The sequence below is a fragment of the Tritonibacter horizontis genome (genome assembly GCF_001518015.1).
Taxonomy (GTDB): domain Bacteria; phylum Pseudomonadota; class Alphaproteobacteria; order Rhodobacterales; family Rhodobacteraceae; genus Epibacterium; species Epibacterium horizontis.
The window spans coordinates 139238-159242 of record NZ_LPUY01000074.1 but is presented as its reverse complement, the minus strand read 5'-3'; the positions used below and the strand labels follow the sequence as shown (position 1 = coordinate 159242).

Sequence of the window (20005 nt, the reverse complement as noted above, 5' to 3'; positions counted from 1 at the left end):
CGCGTTTGTTGGCGACTGTTCTTAATTTGGAACAGCCCGGGGCGCTGAGGCTCCCGGGCTGATCAGTTTCGATCTCGAACCGTGCCGCCTTAGCGGAAGGACACCGTGGCGTTTTTGCCGTCCTTGACTTCGATCTCGCGATAGGAGCCGGCGCTTTCGCCCGGGCCGATCAGCTCGACACCCGTGGCCCCTTGGTAGTCGATCTCACCGCCAGCGGCGAGGATGTCCAGCGCCTTGCCCAGTTCACCGGGGTTGATCGGCTCGCCGGGGGCATTGGCCACATCCATGATCTTGGCGCCGTATTCCGCCGGATCCATCGAGCCTGCCGCCTGCATGGCCAGCAGGAACAGCGCCGCCGCATCATAGGATTCCGGCGAATAGGCAGACGTTCCGTCAAAACCCGCATCCGCGGCCATCTTGGCATAGATTTCCGCGCCTTCGCTGTCCGATCCGGCGATCTGACCAAAGGAGCCATCCAGATCGGAGCCGACATTGGCAGGAAGCGAGTCGCCGATCATGCCACCCGGAAGCCCGAATGTGTCAAACGCGCCGGTGTCCAGCGCGCCCTGAATGATGCCAAGCCCACCCTGATCGAGGTAGCCCGCCACCACGAGGATATCGCCCCCGGCCGAAGCAAGGGCCGCGACTTCGGCGGAATAGTCGCCTTTGCCGTCTTCATGCGCGGTGACGATGGTCACTTCGCCACCAACGGCCTCGAACGAGGATTGAATGGCATCAGCCAGACCCTTGCCGTAGTCGTTGTTGGTGTAGGTCAGCGCGATGGAATCGATGCCGCGATCCTTGAGGATCTCTGCCATCACCTGACCTTCGCGGGCATCGGACGGCGCCGTCCGGAAGAACAGGCCGTTGTCGTCCATGGTCGACAAACCGGGCGAGGTGGCGGAGGGCGAAATCATCACCATGCCGTTCGGGATCGCCACGTTTTGCAGGATTGCGCCGGTCACGCCGGAACAGTCGCCACCGATGATGCCATTTGCACCGTCCGCCAGCAGTTTTTCACCGTTTGCCGTCGCAAGACCATTGTCGATACAGCCGGTGTCGGCCCGCAGCGGGGTCACCTTGGCGGCGTCCAGCAGCTTGCCCGACTCGGTCACCTCAGCCATCGCCAGCTCGGCACCGGAGCCCATGGCAGGCGCAAGGGATTCAATCGGTCCGGTAAAGCCGAGCAGAACGCCCAGTTTCACTTCTGTGGCGTGGCCCCCGGCAAAGGCGGAACCGGCTGTTAGCGCGACGACTGCGGTCGCGGTCAGCAGTTTTTTCATTTGAAAACTCCCATGTTGGAACAATCTTGTTCGACAGGGAGCCTATGCAAGCCCCGCAGGAAAGGGAAGAGTGTTCCGTGCTGCTTTTTGCGGTGCGGAGCTGCGTCACCAACGCCCAAGCTGAAAAGGACAAATCAATGATACCGCGTCTCGCAACCATAGCGATAACCACCCTCTGGAGCCTTCTCAGCCTGTCCGTTCCGGCCTCCGCACTCGACAGCAGTCAGGGCAGGTTGCACGTGCAAAAGATGGTGGATGGCCTGGAGGGGCCCTGGGGGTTCACCTTTCTGCTCGGCGGCGACCTGTTGGTGACCGAACGCAGGGGGCAGCTCTGGTTTGTGACCGACGGGCGCAAAGCGCCGGTGTCAGGCGCGCCCGAGGTCGACGACGTGGGGCAAGGGGGCCTTTTGGATGTGCGCGCCGCCCACGATTTTGCCGACAGCCGCACAGTCTATTTCACCTTCGCCAAGGCCCAAGGTCGTGGTGCTGGCACAGCCGTGGCCCGCGCGCGCCTGAGCGAAGACAACAAATCACTCAATGACTTGACGGTTATTTTTGAAGCAACCAAAGGCGCGCGCGGCGGGCAGCATTTCGGCTCCCGTCTGGTCGAGGCGCAGGACGGCAGCCTTTATGTCAGCCTCGGCGAGCGCGGCGACCGGCAAAGCGCGCAGGATCTGTCGCGCGAACAGGGATCGATCATTCGGATTTTGCCAGATGGCGGCATTCCCGCAGACAATCCATTTGTCGCCACGGCCCAGGCGCGCCCGGCCGTCTGGTCTTATGGTCATCGCAATCCGCAGGGGCTGGCGATGGATGCAGAGGGGCGGATCTGGGCGGTTGAACATGGCGCCAAGGGCGGCGATGAGGTCAATCTGATCCAGAAGGGCGCAAATTACGGCTGGCCGGTGATTTCATACGGAGAGCATTATTCCGGGCGCAAGATCGGCGAGGGCACGTCGAAACCGGGGATGGAGCAGCCCGCCTGGTACTGGGACCCCTCGATCGCGCCCTCGGGGATGCTGATCTACTCGGGCAAGCTCTGGCCGGAGTGGCGCGGCGACATCTTTGTCGGCTCCCTGAAATTTGATTTCATCTCAAGGCTTTCCGGCACACCGTTGCAAGAATCAGAGCGTCTGAAATCACCTGAAACCGGTCGTGTTCGTGATCTGCGCGAGGGCCCCGACGGCGCCATCTGGTTCGCGTCAGAGAACGAAGGCGCCCTGTTCAGGATCACCCCCGAATAGCCACAACCGGCGATAGAACGGTCCCCGTCAGGCCTCGTGGCGCACACCTTTGCTGCCGCGTTCACGGTAGGGCGTGGTGTCATAATGGGCGCGATAGCATTTCGAAAAATGCGACGGCGAGGCAAAGCCACAGGCCAGGGCGACGTTGATCACACTCATATCCGTCTGCATCAACAGATTGCGCGCCTTTTGCAGCCGCAGCTCCATATAGTATCGCTTGGGGCTGCGGTTGAGGTAGCGGCGAAACAGCCGTTCCAACTGCCGCGTCGACATGCCCACATCCTCGGCCAGGACCGAGGGGCTGATCGGTTCTTCGATGTTGCTTTCCATCATCTGGATGACCATCGACAATTTCGGATGCCGCACCCCGATGCGGGTCGGAATGGACAGGCGCTGAGTATCCTGGTCGGTCCGGATCGAAGAGTAAATCAGCTGATCCGCCACCAGATTGGCAAGCTCTTCGCCATGGTCATCCGCGATGATCTTCAGCATCAGGTCGATGGAAGAGGTGCCGCCAGCCGTCGACATCCGGTTGCCGTCGATCACAAAAACGGATTTGGTCAGATCCACATCTTCAAATTCCTCGTCGAAACTGTCGGAGTTCTCCCAGTGAATGGTCGCGCGTTTGCCATCAAGCAGCCCTGCCTTGGCCAGCGTATAAGACGCCGTGCACAGGCCGCCGATAATCAGCCCCTTGCGGGACTCGCGGCGCAGCCAGGACAGAACCCGCTTGGTGGTCGCCTTCTGCACCTCGATCCCGCCACACAGCATGATGGTATCGTCCCGCAGCAGCTCTTCCAGATCGGAATCGACGTGAAAAACGGTCCCGGCAGAGCAGGTCACCGTGTCGCCGCCTTCCCCCAGAAGTTTCCAGGAGTAAAGCTCGCGCCCGGCCATGCGGTTTGCGATCCGCAGTGATTCCATCGCAGCGGAGAAACAAAGAAGCGTGAATTGGTCCAGCAGAACAAACGCAAACCGGCGATGTTTACTACCTGAGCTCAGTGCAGGAGGGGCCTCTGGCTTGGCTTGCATGGCTCGGGTCCTTACAAAACGGGGTCTTCATAGACGGTGTTCAAAAGCCACGCGACGCACGGTCGCGAATTTGAAACCCTGCTCACAGCTTCGCAGCCGGGTCAAGATGTCGAAATTCTAAACTGGCCACTGTTAGCGCTCTTCTATATACGCTTCTTTCGTAAAACCGGGTTTCAAAGTCATTTTCGGAGCGAAAACCATGAGCGATTGGCAGAAAACGAACTGGCGGAACAAGCCGCGGGTCCAGATGCCGGATTATACGGATCAGGACGCGCTGCAGTCTGTCGAAGCGCAATTGTCCAAATACCCGCCACTGGTTTTTGCCGGCGAGGCCCGCCGTCTCAAGGCGCAGTTGGGGGCCGCCGGCCGGGGCGAGGCGTTTTTGCTGCAAGGCGGCGACTGCGCCGAGAGCTTTGAACAGTTCAGCGCCGATGGCATTCGCGATACCTTCAAGGTGATGCTGCAAATGGCGATGGTTCTGACCTATGGCGCCAAGGTTCCGGTGGTCAAAGTCGGCCGCATGGCCGGCCAATTTGCCAAACCCCGCTCCGCGCCGACCGAAACCGTCAACGGGGTGGAGCTGCCCAGCTATCGGGGCGACATCATCAATGATTTGCCCTTCACGGCCGAAGCCCGCATTCCCGATCCGAAAAAGATGCTGCAGGCCTATACCCAGGCCGCGGCAACCCTGAACCTGCTGCGCGCCTTTTCCACCGGCGGTTATGCGGATGTGCACCAGGTCCATTCCTGGACGCTCGGCTTTACCGAGAGCGAAAAGGCCGAAGCCTACCGCGAGATGGCCAACCGGATCACCGATACGCTCGACTTCATGAAGGCGGCCGGGGTGACCACAGAGACCGCCCACACCCTGCAATCGGTTGAGTTCTACACCAGCCACGAAGGCCTTCTGCTGGAGTATGAAGAAGCGCTGACCCGGCTGGATTCGACCTCTGGCAAATGGCTGGCCGGCTCTGGTCACATGATCTGGATCGGCGACCGAACCCGTCAGCCCGATGGGGCCCATGTGGAATTCTGTAGCGGTGTGTTGAACCCGATCGGCCTGAAATGCGGGCCAACCACCACCGCAGAGGACCTCAAGGTCCTGATGAAAAAGCTCAATCCGGCCAACGAAGAGGGCAAGTTGACGCTGATCGCCCGCTTTGGCGCCGGCAAGGCAGCCGAGCATTTGCCGCGCCTGGTCAAGGCGGTCAAGGAAGAGGGCGCCAAGGTCACCTGGGTTTGCGATCCGATGCATGGCAACACGATCAAATCGGCCACCGGCTACAAGACGCGCCCCTTTGATTCCGTCCTGCGCGAGGTGCGTGATTTCTTTGGCGTGCATCAGTCCGAGGGCACCGTGCCAGGCGGTGTGCATTTCGAGATGACAGGCCAGGACGTGACCGAATGTACCGGCGGTGTGCGCGACGTCACCGAAGAGGACCTGAGCGACCGCTACCACACCGCTTGCGATCCGCGCCTGAATGCCAGCCAGTCGCTGGAACTGGCCTTCCTCGTCGCCGAGGAGCTGTCGCAATTGCGCAGCCCGAACGAGGATCGCGCGGCGATCTGATCCCGTGAATCCGGCGGAAACGCCTTTGGAACTTCCTTTGAAACGGCCCGTCTTTTGCGGGCCGTTTTGTTATGCTCATCGGAAATACCTGGTTCGATTGGCGCCAGATCGCGCGACAAAAAAGAACGCCCGGGGCGTTCTGCACCCGGGCGTCAATACTTCAACTGCTATGTCCAGTAGGTTGAAACTTATATGTATTCGAAGAGAGTTCGAATAGAATTTTAACGATCAGTCCCGCGAGACGACCAAACGCAGGTGCGACGCAGCCGGCTTCAGTTTACCACCGCGGGGCGGACGCGACACCAGTTTCGCGGCATCCGTGGTCGACACGGTTTCCAACGTGACAGGCGCCTTGCGGTCGGCCTCAGCCCGGTGCGATGCCGGTGTCCGGGCGGATTTCAACGCGGCGTCGTTTTCGCGACGCGCCCGCTCCAGAAGCGAGCGTGCCTCTTCCATCAGGCTGGTCGATTTACGCTCAAAGGCGGGGCGGGATTCCGCAAAACCTTCGGTCGGGCGGGGGCTCTTGGCAGACAGATCGCGACGGGGCAGGTCACGCAGGCTTGGATCGGCAATGCGCGGCGGGGCCTTCACCTCAGAAAAACGGCCCTGATCGGCCGGGGCCTTGCCCACCTGGCGAATGGTGCATGTTTCAACGTTGAAACGCTGCGACACACGGCTCGCGCCACCTTCGTAGACCATCACGCCCAGCGCCCGGCTGACATCGCCCAGATCGCTGCGCAGCGGCAGCAGGATGATACGCGCGGACCGGCTGCCGCGCAGACGGGTGGCTTCGGTTTTCAGCTCCAGCTCGATGATCGACGGGTCAGTGAACATATGCTCCAGCGCCGCGCTCACTTCCTTGCGGGAGTCGGCGGTGAAGAAGGCCGTCAGCGGCATGCCGCGCACTTCCATGCCTGCCAGTTCGTTGACCTTCTGACCGGCCAGACGGAACCGCGCAATGCCGGGGGCGACACGTTCCAGAATGAACGTCTGGCTGAGGATGTTTTCCAGCCCCCGCGGGTCGACCTGCGACCGGCTCGGGATTTCATCACCGCGGCGCAGTGCAGACCAATAGGCCTCGGCCTGACGCAACGGCGACATGTTCGAACGGCTGCGAAAGCGATCCATAGCTACCACCTTGTCCTGTCCTGTCTTGCTCTCTGCGTCATTGTGACCGCGAAAAATCATCTGTCTCGTCCTCTGCTGCATCCGGTTCTTGGCACCGCACCCTGGCAGGAGATCTTCTCCAAGGGTTAACGCCGATCTGGTTACCGTGGAGTTAACATGACACAATCTAACTCAACTTTGGACCAATACTTTAAGCAATGGTTAACACTTTGGTATAGGTCCGCCGCACCTTTGGTCCAGATCCCGCATCGGGACCCATTGACCCAACCCGGGTGGTCTGTATTCAGGATACAGGAGGGTCATAGATGACATTGCATTCCATGACAGCCTTTGCCTCGGGGCAGGGCGCAGAGGGCGGATCAAGCTGGAGCTGGGATCTCAGATCGGTCAACGCCAAGGGGCTGGACATACGCGTCCGGGTTCCGGACTGGCTGGAAGGTCTTGAAACAGAACTGAAATCCAGAACATCGAAGCGGCTGGGGCGCGGCAATGTCTCGATCGGGATTCGGCTGAGCCGGGCAGAAGACAGCAAGGGTCAGATGCAGATCAACCCGGCCGCCCTGGACCAGGCCTTGGCCGCGATCACCCAGACGCAGCTCCTGGCTGAACGCGCCGGAGTGCCACTGGCCGCCGTGCGCGCCACCGATATTCTCGGGATGCGGGGGGTCCTGGAGATGTCAACGCCCGAGCAGGACAGCGCCCCCCTGGTCAAAACCCTCCTATCCGAATTCGACTCACTTTTGGACGACTTCGTTAAGATGCGGCAGAGCGAGGGGGCGGCGCTTCATGCTGTTCTGACCGCCCAGCTGGATCAGGTCGAAGCACTCTGCGCAACCGCCGCCCAGCGCGCAGCTGCCCGTCGCCCGCAGGTCGAAACCACGCTGAAGGCCAATCTGGCCAAGGTTCTGCAGAACGGCACCGGGGCGGACCCGGACCGTGTGGCCCAGGAACTGGCGCTGATCGCGGTGAAATCGGATGTCACCGAAGAGCTGGACCGGCTCAACGCGCATGTCATCGCGGTGCGGGATCTGCTGGCGGCAGGCGGCGCGGTCGGGCGCAAGCTGGATTTCCTGATGCAGGAATTCAACCGCGAGGCCAACACACTGTGTTCAAAAGCACAGAACGCAGCCTTGACCGACGTCGGTTTGGAACTCAAAACCGTGATCGACCAGATGCGCGAGCAGGTCCAGAACATCGAATAAGGAGCGATACCTCTCATGGTGACTTCGCAGGGCCAGCCCCGCCCGCAACGACGCGGTCTTCTCATTATCCTTTCGTCGCCGTCTGGCGCTGGCAAATCGACGCTGGCCAAGCGGCTGCGCGCCTGGGACGAGGACATCAGTTTCTCAGTCTCGGCCACGACCCGCAAACCGCGGCCGGGCGAGGTCGACGGGCAGGATTACAATTTTGTCTCGGTCGAGTCGTTCAAACACGATGTGGCCCATGGCGAGATGCTGGAACATGCGCATGTTTTCGGCAACTTCTACGGCTCGCCCAAAGGCCCCATTCAGCAGGCAATCAATGCCGGGCGCGATGTGCTGTTCGACATCGACTGGCAGGGGGCCCAGCAGATCACCAACTCCGATCTGGGCAAACACACGCTGTCGATCTTTCTGCTGCCGCCTTCGATCACCGAATTGCGCCGCCGACTGGAAGGGCGCGGTCAGGATGACGCCGAAACCATCCAGCGCCGGATGCAAAAAAGCTGGGACGAGATCTCGCATTGGGGCTCCTATGATCACGTGCTGATCAACGAAAACCTTGATGAGACCGAAGAGCAGCTGCGCACGATCATCAGAGCCACCCGCCTGCGCCGTATTCAGCAGCCGACCCTGATCGACCACGCCCGCCGCCTGCAAGAGGAGTTCGACGACCTGTCATGACCCTATACGCGCTTGGCGATCACCGCCCGACAATCGACCCCGACACCTGGATTGCGCCAGGCGTCCACCTGATCGGCCAGGTCGTGCTGGAGGCCGGCGCCTCTGTCTGGTTCGGCACCACCATCCGCGCCGATCACGAGGAAATCCGCATCGGGCGCGGGTCGAACGTGCAGGAAAACGTGGTGATGCACATTGATGCAGGCTTTCCTCTGACCATCGGTGAGAACTGCACCATCGGTCACAAGGTCATGCTGCATGGCTGCACCATCGGCGACAACAGCCTGATCGGCATGGGGGCGACGGTGCTCAACGGTGCCAGGATTGGTAAAAACTGTCTGATCGGAGCGGGCGCTCTGATCACCGAAAACAAAGTGATACCTGATAATTCTCTCGTCATGGGCGCCCCCGGCAAGGTCGTCCGCGAGGTGGACGCAGCGCTGGCAGCCAAGCTGACCGCAAGCGCGCTGCATTATCAGGACAACATGCGCCGCTTCAAAGCGGAGCTGAAGGAGATCTGAACGTGAAAAATTCCCGCCCCTCTGTCATGCGCCCTCATGGTCTGCCCGAGAGCGCAAGCCATCCCGTGGTGACACCACTCAGCCCATCGGTTGTTTATGCCTCAGAAACACCGGATGCGCTGGACGACCAGTACGAAGGTCGCGTGCATGGCTATACCTACTCGCGTGAGGGTCACCCCAACGCCGATGTGATCGCGCGCCGACTTGATGACATGGAAGGTGCGACCGGCGGCGTTGTGACCGGATCCGGCATGGCCGCCGTGTCTGCGGTTCTGTTGGGCCTGTTGAAAACAGGCGATCACGTCATCGGTGGCGACCAGCTGTATGGCCGCTCCCTGCGCCTGATGAAGGAAGACCTGCCGCGGCTCGGGATCGAAACCTCGCTGGCCAATCCCGGCGATGTGGCGGCAATGCGCGCCGCGATCCGCCCCGAAACCCGGATGATCCTGGTGGAGGCCGTCTCCAACCCGACGCTGGCCGTGGCGGATATCGCCGGCATCGCGGCCCTGTGCCGCGAACATGACCTGCTGATGGTCGTCGACAATACCTTCACCACCCCGCGCGCGTTCCGGCCTTTTGAACATGGCGCGGATATTGTCATCCACTCGGTCACCAAACTGCTTGCGGGCCATTCCGATGTGATGCTGGGCTATGTGGTTGCCAAGGACCCAGCGCTGAACGACCGGATGCGGGTGTTCTGTGTGACCACCGGCATGACCGGCAGCCCCTTTGACTGTTGGCTGGCGGAACGGGGTCTGTTGTCCTTTGATCTGCGGTTTGATCGGGCCGAGGCGACAGCCGCGCGTCTGGCCGATTGTCTGGCAGCGCTGCCGGGGGTCAAGCGCGTGATCTATCCCAACCGGACCGACCACCCCGACCACGCCCGCGCGGCCGACCTGTTGCAGGGCCGGGGCTGCAATATGGTCAGCTTTGAACTGAATGGTGGGCGCGACGCCGCCAACGCCTTTACCCGCGCGGCAGAAGGTCTGTCCTTTGCCCCGACTTTGGGCGATGTCGGCACCACCCTGTCCCATCCGGCCTCCTCGTCCCACCGCGCGCTGACCGCGGACCACCGCGCGCGCCTCGGCCTGCACGAAGGGTTCTTTCGCGTATCGGTCGGGCTGGAGGATCCCGACGCGCTCTGCGCGATCTTTGTCCAGGCGGTTGCGGCTGCCACGTCATAGTTACAATTGCGAGCTAGACAGGCCGTTACCACAAGAAACACTGGGCAAGCACCGGGCAAACACAGGGCAAATACATGTCGCAGGAACTGATCGAAGGGGTTCTGGCCGCTATTCCGCTGCCCGCCGTCATGGTGGATCAGACAGAGCGGTTCATTGCCGTCAACGTCGAGGGGGCCACTTTGCTGGGGCCGCAGATCGTCGGGCGCCACTTTGCGACCATCCTGCGCCAGCCCAGTGTCACCACCGCGATCGAGAACAGCCTGCTTGACCGGCAGCCCCGGTTTGCCCGCCATCTGTCCAACGACGGCGCGCAGGACACCACGTTTGAGGTGGCCCTGCGCTATGTCGCGGGTGTCGGTGCGGTCAAGGGTGGCGCGGTCCTGGTCTGTTTCACCGACATCACCGACCGCGAACAGGCCAGCCAGATGCGGCGGGATTTCGTCGCCAATGTCAGCCACGAACTGCGCACACCGTTGACGGCGTTGATGGGGTTCATCGAAACCCTGCGCGGTGCGGCCCGCGACGACGCCGATGCGCGCGACCGGTTTCTGGCCATCATGGAAGGCGAAGCGAGCCGGATGAACCGGCTGGTCGGCGATCTTTTGTCCCTGAACCGGGTCGAGAGCGAAGAACGCGTGCGCCCCAAGGAACGGGTCGATCTGGTCGAACATCTGAAATCCACTATCAAATCGCTGGAGCCTCTGGCGCAGGCGGGGGGCACCGCGCTGGTGCTGGACGCGCCCTCCATTCCTGTCGAGATCCCCGCCGACCCCGATCAGATCCAGCAGGTCTTTACCAACCTGATCGAGAATGCCCTGAAATATGGCGGCGAGACCGTCAGCGTCGTACTGACGGTTCTGGACCGCGACCCGGCGCTGCGTTGCGCCGCCGTGCGGGTGCAGGTGATCGACGATGGCCCCGGCATCGACCCGGTCCATCTGCCGCGCCTGACAGAGCGGTTCTATCGCGCCGACAATCATCGGTCGCGCGAATTGGGGGGCACCGGGCTTGGTCTTGCGATTGTGAAACACATCATCAACCGCCATCGCGGCCGGCTGCGGGTGGAGAGCGATCTGGGGCAGGGCGCGACCTTCACCGTCATCCTGCCGCAATAGCCGCAGTCGCCGCCGCGTCAGACTCCATAAAAACCAACAGCAGTTGTGGGTTTGTGACCAACTGCCCCAACCGGCCTCTGTTACACGCTGTTAAGCTTTACCAACGCAAAACCGGCCCGCTGGCACCCGATCCAGCGGTTTCAAGCGGCGAAAATAAAGCCAGCGCAACTATTTCGGTTTTTTCACAGCCAGACAGGCCCTTCGTCATATAACTGTTACATGACTGTCACAAAAGGCACACCTGAGCCTTCTAGGAGGGGCGCAAGATCATCTTGGGGGTGATCGTAAACTTCTTAAACTCATGGAGACTTACATGTCCTTTGTGAAACTGACCGCATCCACCCTGGCAATCGCAGCCGTTTCTGCCACTGCAGCAGCTGCACGTGACCAGGTGCAGGTTGCTGGGTCCTCCACCGTACTGCCCTATGCTTCCATCGTTGCCGAAGCCTTCGGCGAGAACTTCGACTTCCCGACACCGGTTGTTGAATCCGGTGGCTCTTCCGCAGGCCTGAAGCGTTTCTGTGAAGGTGTTGGCGAAAACACCATCGACATTGCAAACGCCTCCCGCGCGATCCGCGAAAAAGAGATCAAAGCCTGCGCCGACGCCGGCGTGACCGACATCATCGAAGTCCGCATCGGCTACGATGGCATCGTTTTCGCCTCCGACATCAACGGCAACGGTTTCGAATTCACCCCGTCCGACTGGTTCCTGGCGCTGTCCGACCAGATCGTTGTCGACGGTGAACTGGTTGCCAACCCGAACAAAACCTGGAACGAAGTCAACGCCGACTTCCCGGCCCAGCCGATCCAGGCCTTCGTGCCCGGCACCAAGCACGGCACCCGTGAAGTGTTCGAAGAGAAGGTCATCCTGACCGGCTGTGAAGAAACCGGCGCGCTCGAAGCCTTCACCGCGGCCAACGGCGGCGACGAAGATGCAGCAGAAAAAGCCTGTATCGCCCTGCGCACCGATGGCGTGTCTGTCGACATCGACGGCGACTACACCGAGACCCTGGCCCGCATCGAATCCAACAAGGATGGCATCGGCGTCTTTGGTCTGGCCTTCTACGAGAACAACACCGACAAGCTGCAGGTTGCGACCATGTCCGGCGTTGTTCCCTCCACCGAGTCCATCTCGACCGGCGAATACCCGGTGTCCCGCCCGCTGTTCTTCTACGTCAAGAAAGCCCACATCGGCGTGATCCCCGGCCTGAAAGAATATGCTGAGTTCTTCATCTCTGATGAGGTTGCAGGCCCCGACGGCCCGCTGGCCGAGTATGGCCTCGTTTCTGACCCGGAACTGGCAAAAACCCAGGAAGCTGTTGCAGCAGAAGCAACCATGGGCGGCAACTCCTAAGAGCCCCGCGCAAGGTTTTTCCGGCCGGGGCAGTGTGCTGCCCCGGCCTTTCGTTTCAGATAAATTCCAACTTCGCACCGTCGAACGGAGCTCTTGATGCCCACCTTCTGGCTTGTTCTCGTCCTGATCGCGTTGTCGGTCGCCGGGTTCTTCCTCGGCCGCAACCGCGCGCTGGTTTCCGCCAATGGAAACCCGAAGGACCTTCATTCGCTGCCCTCGTATTACGGGCACAATGTAGCGCTGTCGGCCTTGGTGCCGGCGCTTGTTATTCTTGGGGCCTGGCTGTTGTTGCAGCCCATCCTCATTGAATCCCGGGTTTCCAGCTTGATCCCGGATGACGTTATAACGGAAGGCACCACCCGCGGGCTGGTCATGAGTGATGTGCGCCGGGTCGCCGAGGGTCTGGACCTCGCGGTCGCCCAGGGCGCAATGACCAGCGATCAGGCCAGCAGCGTGCGCACCGAATTTTCGGATGTCCGTGGCCGGCTTGGTGAAATCGGTGTCGCGCTTGGCTCCGATGTCCGCCCCGAGGTGCTGCGGGCCGCGCAGAGCTATCGCACGATGAATGCCACCGGCACTCTGGTCATGACGGTGATCGTGGCGCTGGCCGCACTTGGTGGTTTTGCCTGGTCCTATGGTCGCACGCATCGGGATTTCCGGGCCCGCAACGTGGTGGAACAGGGCATTATGGCCCTGTTGATCCTGGCCGCGTCGCTGGCGATCCTGACCACCATCGGCATCGTACTGTCGATGGTGTTTGAAACCCGCAACTTCTTTGCGCTGCATCCCTGGACCGACTTCTTCTTTGGCTCCTCTTGGGCGCCGAACTTTCGCGGTGACTCGGACCTGTCGATCCTGCCGCTGCTCTGGGGGACGCTCTATGTGTCGGTCATCGCGCTTCTGGTGGCGGTGCCGATCGGGCTTTTTGCCGCGATCTACCTCAGTGAATATGCCAGCGCGACAACACGCGCCTTTGCCAAACCGCTGCTGGAAATTCTCGCCGGCATTCCAACCATCGTCTACGGTCTCTTTGCGCTGCTGACCGTTGGGCCGGCCCTGGTCAAATTCTTCGGTCAGGGCGAAAACGGCATTCTCGGCGTCGAATGGATGTCGGGGGCCACTTCGGTGCTGACCGCCGGCCTGGTGATGGGGATCATGCTGATCCCGTTTGTGTCGTCGCTGTCGGATGACATCATCAACGCGGTCCCGCAGGCGATGCGCGACGGCTCGCTCGGGCTGGGCGCGACCAAATCCGAAACCGTCCGCCAGGTGGTGGTGCCGGCAGCCCTGCCTGGCATCGTCGGCGCGGTTCTGCTGGCCGCCTCGCGTGCCATCGGTGAAACCATGATCGTTGTGATGGGGGCAGGGGCGATTGCCAAGTTCTCTGGCAACCCGCTTGAAGCCATGACCACGATCACCACCCGAATTGTCAGCCAGCTGACCGGCGACACAGATTTTGCCAGCCCCGAAACGCTGGTGGCCTTTGCGCTTGGTCTGACCCTCTTTGTCCTTACCCTGGGCCTCAACGTTCTCGCGCTTTATATTGTGCGCAAATACCGGGAGCAGTACGACTAATGACTGACCTCAGCCAATCTCCCGCCTCTGGCGACGTTCCAAAGCAGAAAAAACTCGGCAATTCCTTGCTGGAGCTGACGGACCGCACCAAGCGACGCAACGCGGCCGAAACCCGGTTCAAGGCCTATGGGATCGTGGCGATCGCCATCGGCCTGCTGATGCTGGTGGTTCTGGTGACGACCATCTTCAGCCGCGGCCTCGGCGCCTTCCAACAGACCTTCATCACGCTCGAAGTGGAACTGCTGGAAGACAAGCTCGACAAAAGCGGCAATCGCGATCTCGACGAGATCAAGAAAGTGACCACCTTCGGCTATGCCCCGATCATCCGCGATGCCGTCGCGGCCAAAGTATCCGAGCTGGGCATCGAAACCCCGCTCAAGCCCAAGGCCATGGCCGATATCCTGTCCAAGGACGCCGCCGCCACCCTGCGGGCCTATGTGATCGAAAACCCCGACCAGATCGGCGAAACGGTCGAGTTCCGCTTTCTCGCGCAAAGCCGTGTCGATGGCTATTTGAAATCCCGCGTCAGCCGCGACAGCATCGGCAATGACAAGAATATCTCTGCCGAACAGCTGGATCTGGTGGATGCGCTGGTCGCGGCGGATGTGATCGAGAAAACCTTCAACCTGTCGTTCATCCTTGGCTCGGATGCCTCTGATGCCCGGCCCGAGGCGGCAGGCATGGGGGTTTCCATGCTGGGGTCGCTGTTCATGATGCTGGTGGTGCTGGTCCTGGCCCTGCCCATCGGTGTCGCGGCCTCCATCTACCTGGAGGAATTTGCACCGCAGAACTGGCTGACCGACATCATCGAGGTCAATATTTCCAACCTCGCGGCGGTTCCGTCGATCGTGTTTGGTATTCTTGGCCTTGCGGTGTTCATCAACTACATGCACCTGCCGTCCTCGGCGCCGCTGGTGGGCGGTCTGGTGCTGACCCTGATGACCCTGCCGACGATCATCATTTCGACCCGTGCCTCGCTCAAGGCGGTGCCGCCGTCGATCCGCGATGCGGCACTGGGGGTCGGGGCGTCGAAAATGCAGTCCGTGTTTCACCACGTGCTGCCGCTTGCAGCCCCCGGTATCCTGACCGGGACCATCATCGGTCTGGCACAGGCGCTTGGGGAAACCGCACCGCTGTTGCTGATCGGCATGGTCGGGTTCATCGCCTCAAACGCGCCGGGAACCATCTCCGAAGGGCTCCTGTCGCCGAATTCCGCCATGCCGGCCCAGATCTACGAATGGGCAAAACGCGCCGACCCGGCCTTTTACGAACGCGCCTGGGGCGGCATCATCATCTTGTTGGTCTTCTTGATCACCATGAACACCTTGGCCGTGATCCTGCGTCGCCGCTTTGAACGCCGCTGGTAAGGGAGACATTTACAATGAACGACATGACAGTAGTGGATAATACCGTGGAAACCCAACGCACCAAGATCGCCGCGCAGGACGTGAACGTCTATTACGGCGACACGCATGCCATCAAGGGCGTCAACGTCGAGATCGAAGACAAGACGGTCACGGCCTTTATCGGCCCGTCGGGCTGCGGCAAATCCACCTTCCTGCGGTGCCTGAACCGGATGAACGACACCATCGACATCTGCCGGGTGACGGGCAATATCCTGCTGGAAGGCGAGGACATCTACGACAAGCGCGTGGACCCGGTGCAGCTGCGCGCCCAGGTCGGCATGGTGTTCCAGAAACCGAACCCGTTTCCAAAGTCGATCTACGACAACGTCGCCTATGGCCCGCGCATCCACGGCCTGGCCACCAGCAAGGCGGAACTGGACGAGATCGTCGAAAAATCCCTGCGCCGCGGGGCGATCTGGGACGAAGTCAAGGACCGCCTGCATGCGCCCGGCACCGGTCTGTCCGGTGGTCAGCAACAGCGTCTGTGCATCGCCCGCGCCGTGGCCACCGAACCCGAAGTCCTGCTGATGGACGAACCCTGTTCGGCGCTCGATCCGATTGCCACTGCCCAGGTCGAAGAGCTGATCGACGAATTGCGCAAAAGCTATTCGGTGGTCATCGTGACCCATTCGATGCAGCAGGCCGCGCGCGTGTCGCAAAAAACCGCCTTCTTCCACCTGGGCAACCTGGTTGAATTTGGTCCGACCGGTCAGATCTTCACCAATCCCGAAGATCCTCGCACCGAAAGCTACATCACCGGCCGCATCGGCTAAGGTAGAGAGAATATCTGATGGAAGAGCAACACATTGCATCCGCATTCGATCGGGACCTCGAGGCGATCCAGGCCCGGATCATGAAAATGGGCGGCCTGGTCGAGGCCGCCATCATGGAGGCCGCCCGGGCGCTGGAAACCCGCGACGAGGAACTGGCGGCCAAGGTCGTCAAGGCCGATGCCGCCATTGACGGGCTCGAAGAGCTGATCAACGAAGACGCGGCCCGCGTGATCGCGATCCGCTCGCCTGCGGCGGTGGATTTGCGCGTCGTCCTCAGCGTGATGAAGATCTCCGGCCACCTGGAACGGATCGGCGACTATGCCAAGAACATGGCAAAACGCACCGGGGTGCTGGTGCAGGGGCCGGCGGTCGCGGACAGCTCTGCCGCGCTGCGCCGGATGGCACGCGAAGTGGAACTGATGCTGAAGGACGCCCTGGACAGCTACATCCAGCGCGACGCCGAACTGGCACGGGACGTGATCGAACGGGACCGCGACGTCGACCAGATGTACAACGCCCTGTTCCGCGAGTTCCTGACCCATATGATGGAGGATCCGCGCAACATCACCTCCTGCATGCACCTGCATTTCATCGCCAAGAACGTGGAACGCATGGGCGACCACGTTACCGCGATGGCCGAGCAGGTGATCTATCTCGTGACCGGCAACAAGCCGGAAGAAGAACGCATCAAGGCGGATACCACATCGGTTTCGCCGCAGGAGGTCTAAGCCATGGCAGTCGATCAGCCCACGGTTCTGGTCGTCGAGGACGAGCTGGCCCAGCGGGAAGTGCTGGCCTACAACCTGGAAGCCGACGGCTTTCGGGTGATCAAGGCGGAAAACGGCGAAGAGGCTTTGCTCCTGGTGGACGAGGACATGCCGGATATCATCGTCCTGGACTGGATGATGCCCAATCTCACCGGTATCGAAGTCTGCCGTCGTCTGAAAACACGGACCGAAACCCGCGGCATTCCGATCATCATGCTGTCGGCCCGATCCGAAGAGGTGGACAAGGTGCGCGGGCTGGAAACCGGTGCCGATGACTATGTGGTGAAACCCTATTCCGTCATCGAGCTGATGGCGCGGGTGCGCACCCAATTGCGCCGCGTGCGTCCCGCCACCGTTGGTATGCGGCTGGAGTTCGACGACATCATCCTGGATGCGGAAACCCACAAGGTAAGCCGATCGGAACATCCGCTGAAACTCGGTCCGACCGAATTTCGCCTGCTCTCCACGTTTATGGAAAAGCCGGGCCGGGTCTGGAGCCGCGAACAGCTGCTGGACCGGGTCTGGGGGCGCGACATTTACGTCGATACCCGCACCGTGGATGTCCATATCGGTCGGTTGCGCAAGGCGCTGACCCAGCATGGCGGTGAAGATCCGGTGCGTACGGTGCGCGGCGCCGGCTACGCGCTCGGCTGACAAAAACGTCCCCGAAAGACGCAGAGCGGTCCCGGCGCAGGTCGGGGCCGTTTGTCTTGTCGCCGCGGTTTTGTGGCCTGCGGCTGGTGCTGGCATTTATGCTATCGGGGCAGGGGGTCTTCTGGTTGCGCCTGCCCGGCCAGCCAGCCGCGAAACTGCAACAGGGCCGGGTTTCGCGCCTTTGATCGTGGCCACACCAGATAGTAGGCGCCGCCGATATCTTCTGGCTGGGCGTGCAGGGCGACCAGCCGACCGGTGGCCAGATCCTGTTCAACCAGGTAGTCCGGCATCAACGCCACGCCGAGCCCATGCAAGGCGGCCTGATTTATGGTTGCGAATTGATCATACATTGTTCCCGGCAGGGCGCCCTCCGGCTGGACGTCTTGCCGCGCGAACCAATCACGCCAGGCATTGGGACGGGACTGGATATGCAAAAGCGGCATGTCCAACACATCCGCCGGCGCGGCGAGCTGATACCGCTGCCGCAGCTCTGGCGCGCACACTGGCAACAATTGCTCCTGCTTCAACAGCAGGGAATCTGTTCCCGGCCAATCGGCGTTTCCGAAATGAAGCGCGGCATCAAACCCTTCCAGTGCGAAGTTGAACTGAGTAAGACGCGTTGACATATTGATTGTCACATCGGGGTGGCGACGCGAAAACTCCGGCAACCGTGGCATCAGCCAACGCATCCCAAAGGCCGGCAGAATAGCAAGGTTGAGGCTACCCGCCAGTGGGCTGGCTTGCACCGTCAGGGTCGCTTGGGCGATCCGATCCAGGGCTTGGCGAATTTCATCGGCGTAGGCCGCAGCCTCGGTGGACAATGTCAGCTTTTTCCCCGCGCGCACCACAAGCTCCAGCCCCAATTGCCGCTCCAGCGCCTGCAATTGGCGACTTACTGCGCCCTGTGTCAGCGACAATTCTGCCGCGGCGGCCGATGCGCTGCCAAGCCGGTCCAGCGCCTCCAGCGCACGCAGAGAGGATATCGAAGGAAGGAAACGACGCGGCACAGACATGTATGACCTTTTGTCATATAGGATTGTCAAAGTCTCGCTGTTTTTTCACCCCGCGCCGCCTTAAGGTTTCAACAACACTTTTTGAGGAGACCTCCCGATGCCGGATGCAAAACCAAGCCTGCGCGCCAAAGACGCCCCCGATCTGGGCAAATTCAATTGGGAAGACCCGTTCCGGCTGTCGGACCAATTGACCGAAGACGAACGCATGATCGAAAGCTCGGCACGCGCCTACGCACAGGAAAAACTGCAAAGCCGCGTCACCGAAGCCTTCCAATCCGAACACACTGACCCGGAGATTTTCCGTGAGATGGGCGAAATGGGCCTGCTTGGCACCACGATTCCCGAAGAATACGGCGGATTGGGCGGCGGCTACGTGTCTTACGGCCTGGTCGCGCGTGAGGTCGAGCGGGTGGACAGCGGCTATCGCTCCATGATGTCAGTCCAAAGCTCCTTGGTGATGTATCCGATCTACGCCTATGGCAGCGAGGCACAGCGCCAAAAATACCTGCCAAAACTCGCCTCCGGCGAATGGATCGGGTGTTTTGGCCTGACCGAACCGGACGCCGGGTCGGATCCGGCCGGGATGAAGACCCGCGCGGTAAAAACCGCCGATGGCTATCGTCTGACCGGCTCCAAAATGTGGATCTCCAATGCGCCCATCGCCGATATCTTTGTCGTTTGGGCAAAATCAGAGGCACATGGCGGCAAGATCCGCGGTTTTGTGCTGGAAAAGGGAATGAAAGGCCTGTCGGCGCCGAAAATCGAAAAGAAAATGTCGCTGCGGGCGTCGATCACCGGCGAGATCGTAATGGACAATGTCGAGGTGGGCGAGGACGCGCTGCTGCCCTATGTCGAAGGGCTCAAAGGTCCGTTTGGCTGTCTCAATCGGGCCCGCTACGGGATCAGCTGGGGCGTCATGGGCGCGGCGGAATCCTGCTGGCATGCGGCCCGCCAGTACGGATTGGACCGTCAGCAATTCGGGCGTCCGCTGGCAAACACACAGCTGTTCCAACTCAAACTGGCCAATATGCAAACCGAAATCGCGCTTGGGCTGCAGGCGTCGCTACGGGTCGGGCGCCTGATGGACGAGGCGAACGCCGCGCCGGAAATGATTTCCATCGTCAAACGCAACAACTGCGGCAAGGCGCTCGAGATTGCCCGTGTCGCGCGGGACATGCATGGCGGCAACGGGATCAGTCTGGAGTTCCATGTGATCCGGCATATGGTGAACCTGGAGACGGTGAACACCTACGAGGGCACCCATGATGTCCATGCGCTCATCCTTGGGCGCGCACAGACCGGATTGCAGGCGTTCTTTTAAACCCTTAACGCACCGCAGAAACACAATACGGGGCTTGCAGAAATGCAGGCCCCGTCATTTTGCGGGGATAGGCGTGCCATCAGTCCTGATATCGGCCTGTGTATGCCCTTGACCTCGGCTAGATTTGTGAAGAGTACCGTTAACACTGATACAATTTGAAAGGCATTTTGGGCAAAAGGCGTTAA

The 20005-nt window shown here is 61.0% G+C and carries 18 protein-coding genes; 14 read left to right on the top strand and 4 right to left on the bottom strand.

The window, feature by feature from the left end:
- Positions 1-89: 89 nt before the first annotated feature.
- Entirely contained in the window at positions 90-1283 is a 1194-nt protein-coding gene (locus tag TRIHO_RS12955) for an ABC transporter substrate-binding protein (RefSeq protein WP_068244261.1), read from the bottom strand.
- 137 nt (positions 1284-1420) lie between these two features.
- On the opposite strand from TRIHO_RS12955, the gene TRIHO_RS12950 reads away from it, so the two are divergent.
- The gene (locus TRIHO_RS12950) at positions 1421-2527 is read left to right on the top strand and encodes a PQQ-dependent sugar dehydrogenase (RefSeq protein WP_068244462.1); all 1107 of its coding nucleotides are present in this window, start codon (positions 1421-1423) and stop codon (positions 2525-2527) included.
- A gap of 27 nt (positions 2528-2554) precedes the next feature.
- Here TRIHO_RS12950 and TRIHO_RS12945 read toward each other — a convergent pair whose 3' ends face one another.
- Positions 2555-3559 carry a GlxA family transcriptional regulator gene (locus TRIHO_RS12945; protein WP_068244258.1) on the bottom strand — a complete coding sequence of 335 codons (1005 nt, stop codon included), beginning with the start codon at positions 3557-3559 and terminating at the stop codon, positions 2555-2557.
- Positions 3560-3758: 199 nt separating this feature from the next.
- Here TRIHO_RS12945 and TRIHO_RS12940 point away from each other — a divergent pair, with 199 nt between their 5' ends.
- On the top strand, positions 3759-5129 hold the full coding sequence (locus TRIHO_RS12940; protein ID WP_068244255.1) for a class II 3-deoxy-7-phosphoheptulonate synthase: 1371 nt from the start codon (positions 3759-3761) through the stop codon (positions 5127-5129).
- A 228-nt stretch (positions 5130-5357) separates the two neighbouring features.
- On the opposite strand, the gene TRIHO_RS12935 is transcribed toward TRIHO_RS12940, so the two are convergent.
- The gene (locus TRIHO_RS12935; RefSeq protein ID WP_068244253.1) at positions 5358-6317 is read right to left on the bottom strand and encodes a PAS domain-containing protein; all 960 of its coding nucleotides are present in this window, start codon (positions 6315-6317) and stop codon (positions 5358-5360) included.
- 245 nt (positions 6318-6562) lie between these two features.
- On the opposite strand from TRIHO_RS12935, the gene TRIHO_RS12930 reads away from it, so the two are divergent.
- From TRIHO_RS12930 to phoB, 11 genes are all read left to right on the top strand, one after another.
- The gene (locus TRIHO_RS12930) at positions 6563-7459 is read left to right on the top strand and encodes a YicC/YloC family endoribonuclease (RefSeq protein WP_068244251.1); all 897 of its coding nucleotides are present in this window, start codon (positions 6563-6565) and stop codon (positions 7457-7459) included.
- Between the two features lie 15 nt (positions 7460-7474).
- Complete coding sequence (gene gmk, locus TRIHO_RS12925) at positions 7475-8140, top strand: guanylate kinase (protein ID WP_068244248.1); 666 nt, start codon at positions 7475-7477, stop codon at positions 8138-8140.
- The gene (locus tag TRIHO_RS12920) at positions 8137-8658 is read left to right on the top strand and encodes a gamma carbonic anhydrase family protein (protein WP_068244245.1); all 522 of its coding nucleotides are present in this window, start codon (positions 8137-8139) and stop codon (positions 8656-8658) included. Before gmk ends, TRIHO_RS12920 begins: the two co-directional genes overlap by 4 nt.
- A gap of 26 nt (positions 8659-8684) precedes the next feature.
- Positions 8685-9842, top strand: coding sequence for a trans-sulfuration enzyme family protein (locus TRIHO_RS12915; protein ID WP_068244459.1), 1158 nt, complete (start codon positions 8685-8687; stop codon positions 9840-9842).
- Positions 9843-9916: 74 nt separating this feature from the next.
- Positions 9917-10957 carry a sensor histidine kinase gene (locus TRIHO_RS12910; protein WP_068244243.1) on the top strand — a complete coding sequence of 347 codons (1041 nt, stop codon included), beginning with the start codon at positions 9917-9919 and terminating at the stop codon, positions 10955-10957.
- Positions 10958-11270: 313 nt separating this feature from the next.
- Positions 11271-12311 (top strand): substrate-binding domain-containing protein, encoded by a 1041-nt coding sequence (locus TRIHO_RS12905; protein ID WP_068244240.1) that lies wholly within the window; start codon positions 11271-11273, stop codon positions 12309-12311.
- Positions 12312-12407: 96 nt separating this feature from the next.
- Positions 12408-13886: a phosphate ABC transporter permease subunit PstC gene (gene pstC / locus TRIHO_RS12900; RefSeq protein WP_068244237.1), complete on the top strand. Its 1479-nt coding sequence runs from the start codon at positions 12408-12410 to the stop codon at positions 13884-13886.
- A complete protein-coding gene (pstA, locus tag TRIHO_RS12895; RefSeq protein ID WP_068244234.1) occupies positions 13886-15253 on the top strand; it encodes a phosphate ABC transporter permease PstA in 1368 nt (455 codons plus the stop codon). Before pstC ends, pstA begins: the two co-directional genes overlap by 1 nt.
- Positions 15254-15267: 14 nt before the next feature.
- Positions 15268-16065 carry a phosphate ABC transporter ATP-binding protein PstB gene (pstB, locus tag TRIHO_RS12890; RefSeq protein WP_068244231.1) on the top strand — a complete coding sequence of 266 codons (798 nt, stop codon included), beginning with the start codon at positions 15268-15270 and terminating at the stop codon, positions 16063-16065.
- Positions 16066-16082: 17 nt separating this feature from the next.
- Positions 16083-16793: a phosphate signaling complex protein PhoU gene (gene phoU / locus TRIHO_RS12885; protein ID WP_068244229.1), complete on the top strand. Its 711-nt coding sequence runs from the start codon at positions 16083-16085 to the stop codon at positions 16791-16793.
- A 3-nt stretch (positions 16794-16796) separates the two neighbouring features.
- Positions 16797-17486, top strand: a complete 690-nt coding sequence (gene phoB / locus TRIHO_RS12880) for a phosphate regulon transcriptional regulator PhoB (protein ID WP_068244227.1) — start codon at positions 16797-16799, stop codon at positions 17484-17486.
- Between the two features lie 101 nt (positions 17487-17587).
- Here the strand turns inward: phoB and TRIHO_RS12875 are convergent, their stop codons facing one another.
- Entirely contained in the window at positions 17588-18499 is a 912-nt protein-coding gene (locus TRIHO_RS12875) for a LysR substrate-binding domain-containing protein (protein WP_068244224.1), read from the bottom strand.
- A gap of 97 nt (positions 18500-18596) precedes the next feature.
- Here TRIHO_RS12875 and TRIHO_RS12870 point away from each other — a divergent pair, with 97 nt between their 5' ends.
- Positions 18597-19820 (top strand): acyl-CoA dehydrogenase, encoded by a 1224-nt coding sequence (locus tag TRIHO_RS12870; protein ID WP_068244221.1) that lies wholly within the window; start codon positions 18597-18599, stop codon positions 19818-19820.
- Positions 19821-20005 lie beyond the last annotated feature (185 nt).

Excerpts from the sequence above, each read along its gene's own strand:
- TRIHO_RS12945 (WP_068244258.1), bottom strand. The coding sequence starts at position 3,559 with ATGCAAGCCAAGCCAGAGGCCCCTCCTGCACTGAGCTCAGGTAGTAAA.
- pstC (WP_068244237.1), top strand. The coding sequence starts at position 12,408 with ATGCCCACCTTCTGGCTTGTTCTCGTCCTGATCGCGTTGTCGGTCGCC.
- TRIHO_RS12920 (WP_068244245.1), top strand. The coding sequence starts at position 8,137 with ATGACCCTATACGCGCTTGGCGATCACCGCCCGACAATCGACCCCGAC.
- pstB (WP_068244231.1), top strand. The coding sequence starts at position 15,268 with ATGAACGACATGACAGTAGTGGATAATACCGTGGAAACCCAACGCACC.
- phoU (WP_068244229.1), top strand. The coding sequence starts at position 16,083 with ATGGAAGAGCAACACATTGCATCCGCATTCGATCGGGACCTCGAGGCG.
- TRIHO_RS12905 (WP_068244240.1), top strand. The coding sequence starts at position 11,271 with ATGTCCTTTGTGAAACTGACCGCATCCACCCTGGCAATCGCAGCCGTT.
- TRIHO_RS12950 (WP_068244462.1), top strand. The coding sequence starts at position 1,421 with ATGATACCGCGTCTCGCAACCATAGCGATAACCACCCTCTGGAGCCTT.
- TRIHO_RS12940 (WP_068244255.1), top strand. The coding sequence starts at position 3,759 with ATGAGCGATTGGCAGAAAACGAACTGGCGGAACAAGCCGCGGGTCCAG.
- TRIHO_RS12955 (WP_068244261.1), bottom strand. The coding sequence starts at position 1,283 with ATGAAAAAACTGCTGACCGCGACCGCAGTCGTCGCGCTAACAGCCGGT.
- gmk (WP_068244248.1), top strand. The coding sequence starts at position 7,475 with ATGGTGACTTCGCAGGGCCAGCCCCGCCCGCAACGACGCGGTCTTCTC.
- TRIHO_RS12910 (WP_068244243.1), top strand. The coding sequence starts at position 9,917 with ATGTCGCAGGAACTGATCGAAGGGGTTCTGGCCGCTATTCCGCTGCCC.
- pstA (WP_068244234.1), top strand. The coding sequence starts at position 13,886 with ATGACTGACCTCAGCCAATCTCCCGCCTCTGGCGACGTTCCAAAGCAG.
- TRIHO_RS12870 (WP_068244221.1), top strand. The coding sequence starts at position 18,597 with ATGCCGGATGCAAAACCAAGCCTGCGCGCCAAAGACGCCCCCGATCTG.
- TRIHO_RS12915 (WP_068244459.1), top strand. The coding sequence starts at position 8,685 with ATGCGCCCTCATGGTCTGCCCGAGAGCGCAAGCCATCCCGTGGTGACA.
- TRIHO_RS12935 (WP_068244253.1), bottom strand. The coding sequence starts at position 6,317 with ATGATTTTTCGCGGTCACAATGACGCAGAGAGCAAGACAGGACAGGAC.
- TRIHO_RS12930 (WP_068244251.1), top strand. The coding sequence starts at position 6,563 with ATGACATTGCATTCCATGACAGCCTTTGCCTCGGGGCAGGGCGCAGAG.
- TRIHO_RS12875 (WP_068244224.1), bottom strand. The coding sequence starts at position 18,499 with ATGTCTGTGCCGCGTCGTTTCCTTCCTTCGATATCCTCTCTGCGTGCG.
- phoB (WP_068244227.1), top strand. The coding sequence starts at position 16,797 with ATGGCAGTCGATCAGCCCACGGTTCTGGTCGTCGAGGACGAGCTGGCC.